The sequence below is a fragment of the Virgibacillus sp. 7505 genome (assembly GCF_002272135.1).
Classification (GTDB): Bacteria; Bacillota; Bacilli; order Bacillales; family Amphibacillaceae; genus Terribacillus.
Map to the genome: position 1 here is coordinate 112,794 of NZ_NPBF01000004.1, position 13,348 is coordinate 126,141.

Below are 13,348 nucleotides of genomic sequence, written 5' to 3' on the forward strand. Positions count from 1 at the left end.
GCTATGATACCACATAGACTGACAATCCCCAATGTCAGAGCGCCTTCTCCCAAAAGCCATGTTTAGCTTCAAATCCATACAGAGCCATTAGCTGGTCGAGCGTTTCATGGTGGCTGATCAGCCGCAGACTGCTCGCTTCCCGCCTTCTTGCTTCTATGCTGGCAAGCTCCATACAAGTTAAAATGATTGTCCCGTTAGCTGGCGGCTTGACGTACATGGAATGCACGCGCAGAGCCTCGCCATGCTGTTCCAAACAGAAAAACGCCCGCCATCCTTCTTCCGCCTCTATGATATAACCCTCTTCATATAGTTTCTGCTGCTCGAGATTCCACCGGGGCAGGCTATTCTCAAAAAAAGCATCCAGCTCGGACAGCTCGCACGCTTGAGCAGGTATCAATTGCATAAAAAGTCCTCCCGTCTAGCACTTATTACTAGATTATATGAACGGGAGGAATAGAATATGATCCTAGCTGAACCATTCTAATAGAAAGAACTTCACTTTAGGCTTTTCTTCTTCTGCCGGCGCTTCCGCCGCTACTTCGACTGGCTCTGCATCTGCATTCTCTTCTGCTTCTGCTACACTTGTACCGCTGGAGAAATCCAGAAAGCAAAGCGGCGGGAAGAGCACACACCACCAGTTTTCGCCTTCACCTTCTCCAAGTGTGATCAATACTGCCTCATACTGCCCTGCTGGATAAAGATAGGTTCCGTAAAGCTTTGCCGGAAAAGAAATCTCATCACTGTACTCCACGTTGAACCCTTGGCTCTTCCCTTGTTCATTCAGCACACGAGCGACCGTCTTCTCAATCTCAGGCAGATGCTCTTCGATAAGTGCCCGCGCCTCTTCAATATCCGTCATATCCTTCACCCAGCTATTGATCTGCGCATTCACTTCATCCCGGATCATGCGCTTCAGCTGCTGATCACCATCTGAATTGCTATTTGCCAGAATACGGAGACGTATTGCTTCATCCGGAATTTCTTTCACTGCTTGGGAACTATTGCTCACCTGCGCTTCTGTGCCATTTCCCGGATATAAAATATATAAAAATAATAGAAAGATTGCAGTCAGGGAAAAACAAAGCTTCTTCATATCTGGTACCTCTTTCCTTTTGTGTGATGGTACCAGTATGAACATGCTGGGAGGAATTAAACCTATGAATCTAGTTTTTTTTCACAAAAAAAAAGAACTGTGCCTGTGCACAGTCCCTTTTATTCTGGTATCCAAGCAAACACCATACGGTCCTTACCATTGATATCCTGTCGTACTTCCACTTCTGCGGATGGGAACTCCTCCACTAGCAAATCACGGACAGCCTGTCCTTGCTGCCAGCCGATTTCAAAGGCAGCAATAGCCGGAAAAGCAAGGATATCTGATAATCCGCTAATGATCTCCTTGTAAGCCGCAAGTCCGTTATCATCGGCGAACAAAGCGAGACTTGGATCAAAGTTTTTCACCGTGTCGCTCATATGTTCTCTGTCCGATTCATCAATATACGGCGGATTGGAAACAAGCACATTCACTTTTTTTTCAAGCTGACGGAGCGGTTCCAGGTAACTTCCTTGCTTTAGACTGATAGATGCCCCTAATGTGCGGCTATTGCTTTTGGCAATGAGCAAAGCTCGCTCGGATATATCCGTTGCTATTACTTCAGCCGCAGGAAAAGCAAGCTTCAAGGAAGTTGCTATAATTCCGCTGCCAGTACCGATATCCGCAATCGTCAAATCCTGTCCGGTCAGCTGCTGTTGAATCATCTTTTCTACACCAAGGACAAGCTCTTCCGTTTCCGGTCTTGGAATGAGCACATCCCGATTCACATAATAGCGTCGGCCAAGAAACTCTTCTTCTCCTGTCAAATGCTGGAGCGGTATTCCTGTTTCTGCATGCTCTTGCAGGTCTTTTCGGAAAGCAGCATAAAGCACAGGATCCACCGTTTCCCTCATATTCATCAGAAGCTCCGTTTTATTGATGCCAAGATGAAACAGAAGCAACAGTTCCGCTACTCGTTCTTCCCGCTGATGTGCTTGCAGGAATGCTATCGCCTCCTGCAAAGCCTGACTGATAGTCGGATACTGCTTATTCTCCGATTTGCTCAAGTTTCTTCGCCTGCTCTTCCATGATCAATGCATCGACCACTTCATGGAGCTTCCCTTCCAGAATCTGATCTAATTTCTGGATTGTAAGTCCGATTCGGTGATCTGTCACACGGTTTTGCGGGAAGTTGTATGTTCTGATACGCTCAGAACGATCCCCTGAACCGACAGCTGATTTCCGTGCATCATCGTATTCAGCCTGCGCTTCCTGCTGGAACTTATCATAAATGCGGGCACGCAGGATTTTCATTGCTTTTTCTTTGTTCTTGATCTGGGATTTCTCATCCTGCATGGAAACAACGATTCCTGTCGGCATATGCGTCAAACGGACCGCAGACATCGTCGTGTTTACACTTTGTCCTCCTGGACCGCTGGATGTGAATGTATCCACCCGGATATCTTTGTCCTGAATGTCTACTTCTACTTCTTCCGCTTCCGGCATAACTACTACAGTCGCTGTCGATGTATGGATACGACCGCCAGATTCTGTTTCAGGAACACGCTGCACGCGGTGGGCGCCATTTTCAAACTTCAGATTGGAATAGGCATTGGCACCATTGATCATGAAAATGATCTCCTTATAGCCGCCAACTCCAGTCGAATTCGCTTCCATCAATTCCGTCTTCCAGCCTTGCGCTTCGGCATATCTGCTGTACATACGGTAAAGATCCCCTGCAAATAAGGCTGCTTCATCTCCGCCAGCTGCTCCGCGGATTTCCATGATAACGTTTTTGTCATCATTTGGATCTTTCGGCAGCATAAGAATGCGCATCTGCTCTTCCAATTCAGGAAGACGCGGTGACAATTCTGAAATCTCCGCTTTGGCCATTTCTATGATTTCTGGATCTTTTTCCTCGGCAAGCATCGTCTTGGCATCTTCTACCTGTGCGCTGATATCTTTGTATTCGCGATAAGCTTGTACCACATCTGTCAATCCTGCTTGTTCTTTGGAAAACTCACGTAATTTATTCGTATCACTGATCACATCTGGATCACTTAATAATTCATTCAGTTTCTCATAACGATCTTCCAAAGCTTGTAAACGATCTAGCATCGTGACACCTCTTTCCTTGCTTTATTATAGCTTCTGCTGACAAACCTAGCAATTCAAGCCAAGCGTTTTGCGAATCTGTTCTGCGGCGCTCTTTTGCGCTTCTATAACCGTGTCACAAAACTTATCGAATTCAGGGTCTGGCTGCTGCCAATCAGGGTGACGTTCGAAATTCTCGATTGCTTCCCTGACTCCTTGGTCAAACCGCTTTGTTGCTGCGAATGACGGAACAAGCCGTTTAATTTTACTTGTATCAAAGACAGCACATTCCGCTTTATCCCCATACAGTGATCCTTCGAGATCAGGTCTGCACATAACGAGGAAGTCTGTCGACACATGAACTTTATTTACACGCTTTCCTAAAGCGTCTCCGATTATGTCGTAGATGCTGTTCCACGTCAGGACTTCATCAGAAGTGATGTGCACCGTCTCTCCAATTGCAGCTTGATTTCCCATCAACCCGACAAATCCTTTAGCGAAATCGGTATTGTGAGTCAAAGTCCAAAGCGAGGTCCCATCACCATGAATGAGAACAGGCTTGCCTTGCTTGATCCTCTCTACTACTTGCCAGCTGCCATTAGCGCCATAAAAAGCCACAGGAATCTTCTTATCTCCATATGTATGGCTCGGACGGACAATTGTTATAGGCAGTCCATTTTCCCGATATGCCTTTTGCAGCACTTCTTCTGCTTCTATTTTAGCCCGTGAATAGCTCCAGTAGGGATTCACGAGTGGTGTGCTCTCCGTTGTCTTATAGTGACGGGGCGGTTTTTGGTATGCAGATGCGGAGCTGACAAAGATGAATTGTTTTGTCTTATCTGCAAAAAGACGAATATCACGTTCAACGTCCGATGCTGAAAAAGCTATGAAATCCGCTACAACATCAAACTGCATATTCTGTAGTTTCGCTGCAACTGCTGCTTCATCTGTAATATCAGCTATGATACTATGACAGCCCTCTGGTACAGGCTTCGAGCCGCGATTAAGCAAATATAGCTCCCATCCTTGTTTTACAGCCAAATCGGTTACGCTTGAGCTGATTGTTCCGGTACCTCCGATAAATAACGCTTTCATCTCTGCCAGTCCCTTCATTCATTAATGTAGTTTTTGTTCATTTCACAGGGGTGGATTGGTGTGGCATCTGCGGCAAACAGGATAATAAGAGTCATTGCCGCCAATCTGTATCTGATCTCCTGTATACACTGGCTTGCCATCGTCGACTCGCAGGTTCATGGTTGCTTTTCGTTCACAGAACCAGCAGATTGTTTTCATCTCTTCGATTTTATCCGCATAAATGAGCATATAACGGCTTCCTTCGAACAGCTCATTTTGGAAATCATTCTTCAGTCCAAAGCCCATAACAGGAATGTTGAATGTATCAACGATGGCCGCCAACTGGAGCACATGCTCTTTACTTAAAAATTGCACTTCATCAATTAGAACACAATGCGGTGTCGGTTCATGTGATTTGACGATTTCCATGATGTCGGTTTCTTCGAAAATCGGAATTGCTTTTCGGCGTAATCCAATCCTGCTGGAAACATAGCCGACTTCATCTCTTGTATCAATGCCGGAAGTGAAGATAAGAACCGATTTGTTTTGTTCCTCGTAATTATTGGCCACTTTCAGTATTTCAATTGATTTTCCGCTGTTCATTGCGCCATATTTGAAAAATAATTGTGCCATGTCATTTCTCCTTGTCAAATAAAAAAGATAGTGCCACATTACACTATCTTTATCCATACTATATCTATCCCACTTATGTATATCTGGATGGTCAGTGTACATGTAATGGCAAGCTTTAAAAAAGGGGTTAGAAGCAGAAAAAACAGGCAAAGGGTGTTTGCCTGTTTTCTTCTTCATATCTCAAGCTATTAGCTCAAGTTGTATTTCTTCTTGAAACGATCTACGCGGCCGCCAGCTTTGTCAGCTTTTTGCTTACCAGTGTAGAACGGGTGAGAAGCTGAGCTGATTTCCACACGAATCAACGGGTAAGTGTTGCCATCTTCCCATTCGATTGTTTCGTCAGAACTCTGAGTAGAACCAGTCAAGAATTTGTAGTCAGAACTAGTATCTAGAAATACAACTTTGTTATATTTCGGATGGATTTGTTCTTTCATGCGTTAGCACTCCTTTTTGCCCTGAATCCCTTGGAAACAGAGTTTATTGTGAGAGACCGATAACACTGTCGTGAAAGCTCACATAACGTGATTATAACAGTCTGTCTAGCCCATTGCAAGAGGAAATCCATGTAATCAGACGCGCTTATTCGTGCCTTTTCGTTTCATGTCCTCTTCCATATTCACAAGGAATTCCTCATTGTTTTTAGATGCTTTCAAACGGCGCAAGAAACGCTCGGCGAAGTCATGAGAATCCTGCATTGTCTTACGAATTGCCCACATTTTATCCAATTGACCTTTCGGGACAAGCAATTCTTCTTTTCTTGTGCCGGAACGAACCATATCGATTGCAGGGAAGATGCGTCTTTCCGCAAGGGAACGATCCAAATGCAGCTCCATGTTACCTGTTCCTTTGAACTCTTCGTAAATGACATCATCCATGCGGGAGCCTGTGTCGACAAGCGCAGTAGCAAGAATCGTGAAGCTGCCGCCTTCCTCGATGTTACGAGCAGCACCGAAGAAACGTTTCGGACGGTGGAAAGCTGCTGGATCGATACCACCGGAAAGCGTACGTCCGCTTGGCGGGATAACCAAGTTATACGCCCGGGCAAGACGTGTAATGCTATCCATCAGTACGATAACATCCTTTTTATGCTCAACTAAGCGCATCGCGCGTTCCAGTACCAGCTCGGAAACCTTGATATGGTTTTCCGGTACTTCATCGAAAGTGGAACTGACAACATCGACATCCGGGTGAACGGAACGTTCGATATCCGTCACTTCCTCTGGGCGTTCATCTACTAGCAAAATAATAAGCTTGGCATCTGGATGATTTGTTGTGATGCTGTTGGCAATCTGTTTCAGCAGCATCGTTTTCCCAGCTTTTGGAGGGGCTACAATCAATCCACGCTGCCCAAAACCAACTGGCGTCATCAAATCGATGATACGTGTAGACACTTTACGAGTCTCCGTCTCCAGTTTCATCTGCTTATCTGGATATAAAGCTGTCAGTGCAGGGAAATGCACGCGCTCCTTCGCCACTTCCGGATCTTCATTGTTTACCGCATCTACATGCAGAAGTCCATAATAGCGTTCATTTTCTTTCGGCGGGCGAACCTTACCGGAAACTTTATCTCCATTTCGCAAATCAAAGCGTCTGATCTGCGACGCACTGATATAAATATCCTCTGCACTTGGAGCATAATTGATCGGCCTGAGGAATCCGAAGCCCTCGGATGGTATGATTTCCAGGATACCGTCCATGAAAAGGAAACCATCCTTTTCAGCCTGTGCTTTCAGAATGGCAAAGATTAATTCGCGTTTCGTTAGCTTCGCATAATACGAAACACGGTATTCGCGTGCCATCGTGTATAATTCTTTCAATGTCAATGTTTCTAGATGAGAAATAGATAGTTCAGCCACAAAATCACCACACCTATTGTATTTAAGGACTTGTCCTTATCTGTTTGGCTGTTTATTGTCATTTCCTTCATTGGTGCTTCAAAACTGGCGGAATCTGATTCAAGCTATTGGCCGGCATTCATGACCGAAGAGGTTGCAAGGGATTCTTTTTGACCATGCATAGCACTTGGAAGAAAAGGAAGGATGGTAGTGTATAACTAGAATAGAAGATTATAACTATCATTTTTTACCACAATACAGCTTTTTTAAACTTGCTGCGTTTTTTAGCATAACTAATCATACATTTTCGTACTTGAATATTCAACTGTATTTTTCACGTGAAACGAAGGAATTTTTAAATATAAAAAGACTGGCTTACGCCAGTCTCTGCATGAGGAAGGTTGGATGACAAGATTCGATTTCTTTTGCATGCTGTGCCCGCACAATAAAGAATAAGCTATCGGTTAAAATTTCTTCATCTCTTACCCTGCAGCCGGTCAGGAGTTCTGAAACTGCTCTACTTCCTGCTCGCTCATCTCTTCCCGCCAAATATTGGCACCTAGCGCGACCAGCTTCTCTGTAATACGCTCATAGCCGCGGTCAATGTGTTCAACGCCGGTGATTTCTGTCACGCCATCCGCCATCAAGGCAGCAATGATAAGGGCTGCCCCTGCCCGAAGATCACTCGCTTTTACCTTGGCTCCTTCCAGCTTAACAGTACCAGTAACGATGGAGGCTCCTCCCTCTACCTTTACCTGGGCGTTCATCCGGCGCAGTTCATCAATGTGCTTAAAACGTGCCTGATAGATGGTGTCCGTAATGACACCAGTACCATGTGCTTTGGTCAAGAGAGCAGTAAAAGGCTGCTGCAGATCAGTCGGGAAACCTGGATAAACCAGTGTCTTTACATCGACACTATTCAGTCTGGCTCCAGGCCTGACTGTCAGCTGCTCCTCCCCTTCTACAATCTCTACGCCCATCTCCCGCAGCTTGGCTAGCAAGGATTCCAGATGCTGCGGTATGACATTGTCGATAACTACTTCTTCCCCTTGGGAAGCAGCCAGGATTGTATACGTGCCAGCCTCGATTCGATCAGGGATGATGGTATGACGGCAGCCGTGAAGATGATCGACACCTTCGATACGAATCACATCTGTTCCAGCACCTTTGATCTTTGCGCCCATACTCGTCAAAAGCGTCGCTACATCAATGATTTCTGGTTCCTTGGCTGCATTCTCAATTACTGTCTTCCCTTCGGCTCGCACCGCTGCAAGCATGATATTAATCGTAGCCCCAACACTTGGAACGTCCAAATAAATTCGCGCTCCACGCAGCACATCCGCTCGCAAGTAGATTGCACCTTGCTCATTCGTCACTTTAGCTCCTAACGCTTCAAAGCCCTTGATATGCTGATCAATAGGTCGAGGGCCAAGATAACAGCCGCCAGGCAGGCCGATGACTGCCTGCTTGAACCGTCCGAGCATCGCACCCATGAAATAATAGGAAGCCCGGAGTTTCTTCACTTTCCCGTTCGGAAGAGGCATGGACGTCATTGCGGAAGGATCAATCGTAATTGTTTGACCGGTTTTAGATACTTTGCCGCCAATTTCTTCAAGCAAATGACTCAGCGTCTCAACATCTGATATCTCGGGCAGCCCTTCTATCGAAACGGAAGATTCAGCCAGTATCGCAGCTGGCAGCAATGCTACTGCGCTGTTTTTCGCTCCGCTTATCTTCACTTTTCCTTTAAGAAGGTTTCCGCCCTCTACTAGTATTTTCTGCATAAGGAACTCCTCACATTTAGGATAACAGCAACGTTAGTTTCCTCTATTTTACCATAATTATACTATATACGACTGTTCCAGTCTGCAAGAAATCGTTGGATACCTGCATCTGTCAACGGATGCTCTACTAATTTCCGCAGGACATCAAAAGGAACGGTCGCGATATGCGCTCCCTGCTGAGCGGCTTCTGTAATTTGAATCGGATGCCGGATGGAGGCTGCAATGATTTTCGTCTGGATCATATGCCGATCGAAAATCTCCGCAATCGTACCAATCAGGTCCATCCCATTATGCCCGATATCATCCAGCCTTCCGATAAATGGCGAGACATATGTAGCCCCAGCACGTGCCGCAAGCAATGCTTGGTTCACGTTAAAGATAAGTGTCACATTCGTCTTGATATTCAACTCGGATAAAACATTAACTGCCTTCATTCCTTCGAGGGTCATTGGAATACTCACGGTAATATTAGGGGCAACTTTAGCAAGCTCCTTGCCTTCTTCCACCATTTCATCTGCTTGTTCGGAAACAATCTCCGCACTGACAGAGCCAGACACCTCTTCCGTTATCTGCCGCAGCCTATCGTGAAAAGATATACCTTCTTTGGCCACCAGCGTCGTATTCGTTGTTACCCCGGATAGTACACCAAGTGCATTGGCTAGCTTAATTTCTTCCAAGTTCACAGTATCCACAAAGAACTTCATTTGTTCCACTCCTTAAGTAATTCCGAAGTAGTTTATGCAGGACTCCCTCATATGGCAAAGGATTAAATGAGCTTACGGTAAATTTCTTCGGTTTCGGCGCTGTATGCAGGAGGTACATACTCCTGTAACTCCACTCTACAGATTAAGTTACCGATTTTCCCATTCCTAAACCTTATGAGCTTTCTAAATCGACCCGTCGAAGATTCTGAGAACGAAGGCGATTATGCTTTCGCCCTGACTTTATTCCCTTGTCTCTGAACGGTTTTTTGCTTTTCGTTTAAATAAAAAAAAGAAAACCAACCATATTGGTCAGTTTTCCTTTTTGTTTTGATATGCTTACGCTTTGCCTGAAGATCCGAATTCGCGCATTTTGCCGATTACTGTTTCTTTGATAGCTTCGCGAGCTGGTCCTAGGTATTTACGAGGATCGTATTCATTTGGTTTTTCTGCCAATACTTCACGAACGCGTTTAGCAGAAGAGATTTGGTTTTCTGTGTTCACGTTGATTTTAGAAGTACCAAGCGTGATTGCTTTTTGGATATCTTTTGTCGGGATACCAGTACCGCCGTGCAATACCAATGGAAGACTTGTTGTATTGAAAATCTCTTCCATACGGTCAAAACCAAGGTTTGGTTCGCCTTTGTAAGGGCCGTGTACGGAACCAAGCGCAGGTGCGAAGCAGTCAACGCCAGTTTCTTCCACTAGTTGTTTACATTCAGAAGGAATCGCATACGCTGCGTCTGCATCGTCTACGATAAGATCGTCTTCTTGTCCACCGATGCGGCCAAGTTCTGCTTCTACAGATACGCCGTGGAAGTGTGCAAGCTCAACAACCTTCTTCGTAAGTGCGATGTTTTCTTCCAAAGGATGGTGGGAACCATCGATCATTACGGAAGTGAAGCCAGCGTGGATCGCTTTCGCACATGTTTCAAAACTGGAACCGTGGTCAAGGTGAATTGCTACTGGGACAGTGATGTTATAGTCTTCCATAAGACCTTTAACCATCAATACTACTGTCTTGAAGCCACCCATATATTTCGCTGCACCTTCGGATACACCAAGGATGACAGGAGAGCTTTCTTCCTGTGCTGCTTGCAGGATTGCTTGTGTGAATTCAAGGTTGTTGATGTTAAACTGTCCTACAGCATAGTGATTGTCTTTTGCTACATCTAGCATTTCTTTCATTGATACTAAAGGCATAACAAAAATCCTCCTTCAAATTTGCACGACGGTCGGCAACTATCTATGTGAAGTCGTGTATTTATCGCTTCCATACATAAGAATACCAACTCACCCGTCATGGTGCAACATTTCCCGCACTTTTATACCAGATTCGACCCTTGTTTTAATACTTGATTCACCATTTTTCGCACATTTAGTATGTCGAAAGGCTTAGCAAGCACACAAATTAGAAAGTCATAATTCTGCAGGAAAGTTTCTGCTTCCTCCGCCAATCCGCTCATCATGATTGTCGGGATAGACAGACCCTGTTCCTTCAGCCTGTCCAGTACCGCTGGTCCATCCAGCACCGGCAGCTTATAATCAATCAGCAGTAAATCCGGCTTCTGTCTTTTTATCTGATCAAGAGCATTTGCTCCCGTGCCTACGGAAATCACTTCATGTCCTTCTTCCCGGATGACTTCCTCCAGCAATATTCTGATACCTGGCTGGTCATCCACGATCAACACGCGCTTATTCATCCGCATCTCCCCCTAGAAAACGAAGCAAGCAGCTGCTTGCTTCGACATAATGTTCACTGCTGTGACCCAATTACACCTTTTTCTAGTAAAAAGCTCCAAATTCCTGCTTATCCACTCAAAATATTGTATACGGTCGTATCAATCAGCCTTCTTTATGCTGTAAAGATGCTCCGACAAAGCCGTGGAACAGGGCATGCGGACGGTTTGGACGGCTCTTGAATTCCGGATGATATTGAGAAGCGATGAACCAAGGATGATCCTTGATTTCAATCGTTTCAATCAGGCGTCCATCTGGGCTTGTACCGGAGAAGACAAAGCCTTTTTCCTCCATTTGTACACGATACTGGTTATTGAACTCGAAGCGATGGCGGTGACGCTCATAGATAACATCTTCATTGCCATAAGCTTCTTTTGTTTTCGTGCCTTCCTGCAGACGGCAAGGATATACGCCTAAACGCAATGTACCGCCAAGATCGGAAATGTCCTTCTGTTCAGGCAGCAAGTCGATAACTGGATGCGGAGTAAGCGGATCGATCTCACTGGAATGTGCACCCTCAAGATGCAAAACATTACGTGCGAACTCGATAGTTGCCAGCTGCATGCCAAGACAAATGCCAAGGAACGGAATTTTTCTTGTGCGGGCATAGTGGATTGCTTCAATCTTACCTTGAATACCGCGATCACCGAATCCTCCAGGTACAAGGATACCATCTGCATTACCGAGCAATTCACCTGCATTATCAGCTGTTACATCCTCGGAATTGATCCATTTCACTTCGATATCTGTATCATAAGGGTAGCCTGCATGCTTCAAAGATTCCACAACAGAAATGTATGCATCCTGCAGCTCCACATATTTACCTACCAATGCAATTCGGACAGTTTTCTTAAGATTTGTTACATGCGCTGCCATCGCGGACCATTCTGTCATATCAGCTGGCGGACACTCCAATTTGAAGTGATCACATACAAACTGATCCAGGTTTTGACGCTGCAAGGCAAGCGGTACATCGTAAAGTGTATCTGCATCAATACATTCAACAACTGCATTGACTTCCAAATCACAGGAAGATGCGATTTTTTCTTTCATATCCTGGCTGATAGCCATTTCAGAACGAAGAACGATTGCATCCGGCTGGATACCAAGCGAGCGAAGTTCTTTAACGCTATGCTGTGTAGGTTTTGTTTTTAATTCTCCAGCTGCCTTGATGAAAGGCACAAGCGTACAATGCAGATACATCACATTGTCACGTCCGATATCGGACTTGATTTGACGGATTGCTTCCAAGAAAGGCAACGACTCAATATCCCCTACAGTTCCACCGATTTCCGTGATGACAACATCTGCGTTCGTTTGTTTACCGGCACGGAATACTTTGTCTTTGATTTCATTCGTGATATGCGGGATAACTTGGACAGTACCGCCAAGATAATCACCACGGCGTTCTTTTTTCAACACAGTGGAATAAATCTTACCAGTTGTTACGTTTGAATATTTATTTAAATCGATGTCGATGAAACGTTCATAGTGACCAAGGTCCAAATCCGTTTCTGCTCCATCTTCCGTGACGAAGACTTCTCCATGCTGATATGGACTCATTGTTCCTGGGTCCACGTTGATATATGGATCAAATTTCTGGATCGTCACCTGCAAACCTCTATTTTTCAACAAACGGCCAAGTGATGCCGCTGTGATGCCTTTCCCCAGAGAAGATACTACTCCTCCTGTAACAAAGATATACTTTGTCAACGCAATCCCTCTTTTCTAGCATTTATTTATAGAATACCCATGTCCTTAAAAAAGTTTAAGAAAAAATAAAAAGCGCTCCCTTTGTTAAGGGAACGCGTCTTCGGACAATTAAAGAGCCCACATAAAATATTACTGATTCTCTAGTATAAAGTCAATAACATTCAGCGAATATATTCGCTTAGCGGTCTTCCTCATCGTCGTCTTCGTCACCAGTCAGCTGCATGTCTTCTCCAACGATTTCACGAGTTTCTTCGTCTGTATCATCGCTTTGATAATCGCCTTCGTAATCATCTTCGGCTACGTCATCATCAGCTAGATCATCGTCTTCTTCATCATCGCCGTAATCTTCATCAAAGCCTTCTTCGTCCAAAGTGAAGTCTTCTTCAAGATCATCCAGATCCTCATCTTCATCCGCAGTACGTTTCTTTCTTTTCTTCGTTGGTTCGACTGTAACGTCTTCGTCGAATTGATCTACTGAATACCAGCTTTTCAGTCCCCAAAGATTGGATCCTGCTGTCATGAAACGGCCATCTACGTTCAAGTCCGTATAGAACTGAAGCAAGTATTCTTCACGCTGATCGGAGCTCAATTGTTTGATGTCAGCTACTTTATTGAATAAATCTTTATAATCGGTTGCTTTGTTTTCTTCCTCAAGAATCAGATTCGTCAATTCCACGAGGGAAAAATCAGCAAGCTCTTCTTGGCTGTATTCTTTCAAACCCACTGTCACAGCACTCCCTTTGT

14 protein-coding genes are annotated in these 13,348 nt (G+C 44.9%); all 14 read right to left on the reverse strand.

Annotated elements, in window-relative coordinates; all coding sequences use genetic code 11:
• Positions 1–34: 34 nt before the first annotated feature.
• The 14 genes from CHH91_RS00530 to rpoE all read right to left on the reverse strand — a co-directional run bounded on the left by CHH91_RS00530 (position 35) and on the right by rpoE (position 13,328).
• The gene (locus CHH91_RS00530) at positions 35–403 is read right to left on the reverse strand and encodes a hypothetical protein (RefSeq protein ID WP_095220945.1); all 369 of its coding nucleotides are present in this window, start codon (positions 401–403) and stop codon (positions 35–37) included.
• A 63-nt stretch (positions 404–466) separates the two neighbouring features.
• Positions 467–1,093 carry a stage II sporulation protein R gene (gene spoIIR / locus CHH91_RS00535; protein ID WP_095220946.1) on the reverse strand — a complete coding sequence of 209 codons (627 nt, stop codon included), beginning with the start codon at positions 1,091–1,093 and terminating at the stop codon, positions 467–469.
• Between the two features lie 119 nt (positions 1,094–1,212).
• Positions 1,213–2,097 carry a peptide chain release factor N(5)-glutamine methyltransferase gene (prmC, locus tag CHH91_RS00540; protein WP_286160648.1) on the reverse strand — a complete coding sequence of 295 codons (885 nt, stop codon included), beginning with the start codon at positions 2,095–2,097 and terminating at the stop codon, positions 1,213–1,215.
• Positions 2,078–3,148: a peptide chain release factor 1 gene (prfA, locus tag CHH91_RS00545; RefSeq protein WP_095220947.1), complete on the reverse strand. Its 1,071-nt coding sequence runs from the start codon at positions 3,146–3,148 to the stop codon at positions 2,078–2,080. The genes prmC and prfA overlap by 20 nt, the downstream gene beginning before the upstream one ends.
• Positions 3,149–3,193: 45 nt before the next feature.
• Positions 3,194–4,219, reverse strand: a complete 1,026-nt coding sequence (locus tag CHH91_RS00550) for an SDR family oxidoreductase (protein WP_095220948.1) — start codon at positions 4,217–4,219, stop codon at positions 3,194–3,196.
• Between the two features lie 42 nt (positions 4,220–4,261).
• Positions 4,262–4,831 (reverse strand): thymidine kinase, encoded by a 570-nt coding sequence (locus CHH91_RS00555; RefSeq protein WP_095220949.1) that lies wholly within the window; start codon positions 4,829–4,831, stop codon positions 4,262–4,264.
• Between the two features lie 188 nt (positions 4,832–5,019).
• Positions 5,020–5,265, reverse strand: coding sequence for a type B 50S ribosomal protein L31 (locus CHH91_RS00560; protein ID WP_038564035.1), 246 nt, complete (start codon positions 5,263–5,265; stop codon positions 5,020–5,022).
• 135 nt (positions 5,266–5,400) lie between these two features.
• Positions 5,401–6,687, reverse strand: a complete 1,287-nt coding sequence (rho, locus tag CHH91_RS00565) for a transcription termination factor Rho (protein WP_095220950.1) — start codon at positions 6,685–6,687, stop codon at positions 5,401–5,403.
• A 476-nt stretch (positions 6,688–7,163) separates the two neighbouring features.
• Positions 7,164–8,450 carry a UDP-N-acetylglucosamine 1-carboxyvinyltransferase gene (locus CHH91_RS00570; RefSeq protein WP_095220951.1) on the reverse strand — a complete coding sequence of 429 codons (1,287 nt, stop codon included), beginning with the start codon at positions 8,448–8,450 and terminating at the stop codon, positions 7,164–7,166.
• Between the two features lie 62 nt (positions 8,451–8,512).
• Positions 8,513–9,154: a fructose-6-phosphate aldolase gene (fsa, locus tag CHH91_RS00575; RefSeq protein WP_095220952.1), complete on the reverse strand. Its 642-nt coding sequence runs from the start codon at positions 9,152–9,154 to the stop codon at positions 8,513–8,515.
• A gap of 336 nt (positions 9,155–9,490) precedes the next feature.
• On the reverse strand, positions 9,491–10,354 hold the full coding sequence (locus tag CHH91_RS00580; protein ID WP_095220953.1) for a class II fructose-bisphosphate aldolase: 864 nt from the start codon (positions 10,352–10,354) through the stop codon (positions 9,491–9,493).
• A gap of 122 nt (positions 10,355–10,476) precedes the next feature.
• Positions 10,477–10,854, reverse strand: a complete 378-nt coding sequence (locus CHH91_RS00585) for a response regulator (protein ID WP_176465610.1) — start codon at positions 10,852–10,854, stop codon at positions 10,477–10,479.
• A gap of 142 nt (positions 10,855–10,996) precedes the next feature.
• A complete protein-coding gene (locus CHH91_RS00590) occupies positions 10,997–12,604 on the reverse strand; it encodes a CTP synthase (RefSeq protein WP_095220957.1) in 1,608 nt (535 codons plus the stop codon).
• Positions 12,605–12,782: 178 nt separating this feature from the next.
• On the reverse strand, positions 12,783–13,328 hold the full coding sequence (gene rpoE, locus CHH91_RS00595; protein ID WP_095220959.1) for a DNA-directed RNA polymerase subunit delta: 546 nt from the start codon (positions 13,326–13,328) through the stop codon (positions 12,783–12,785).
• Between the last annotated feature and the right edge of the window lie 20 nt (positions 13,329–13,348).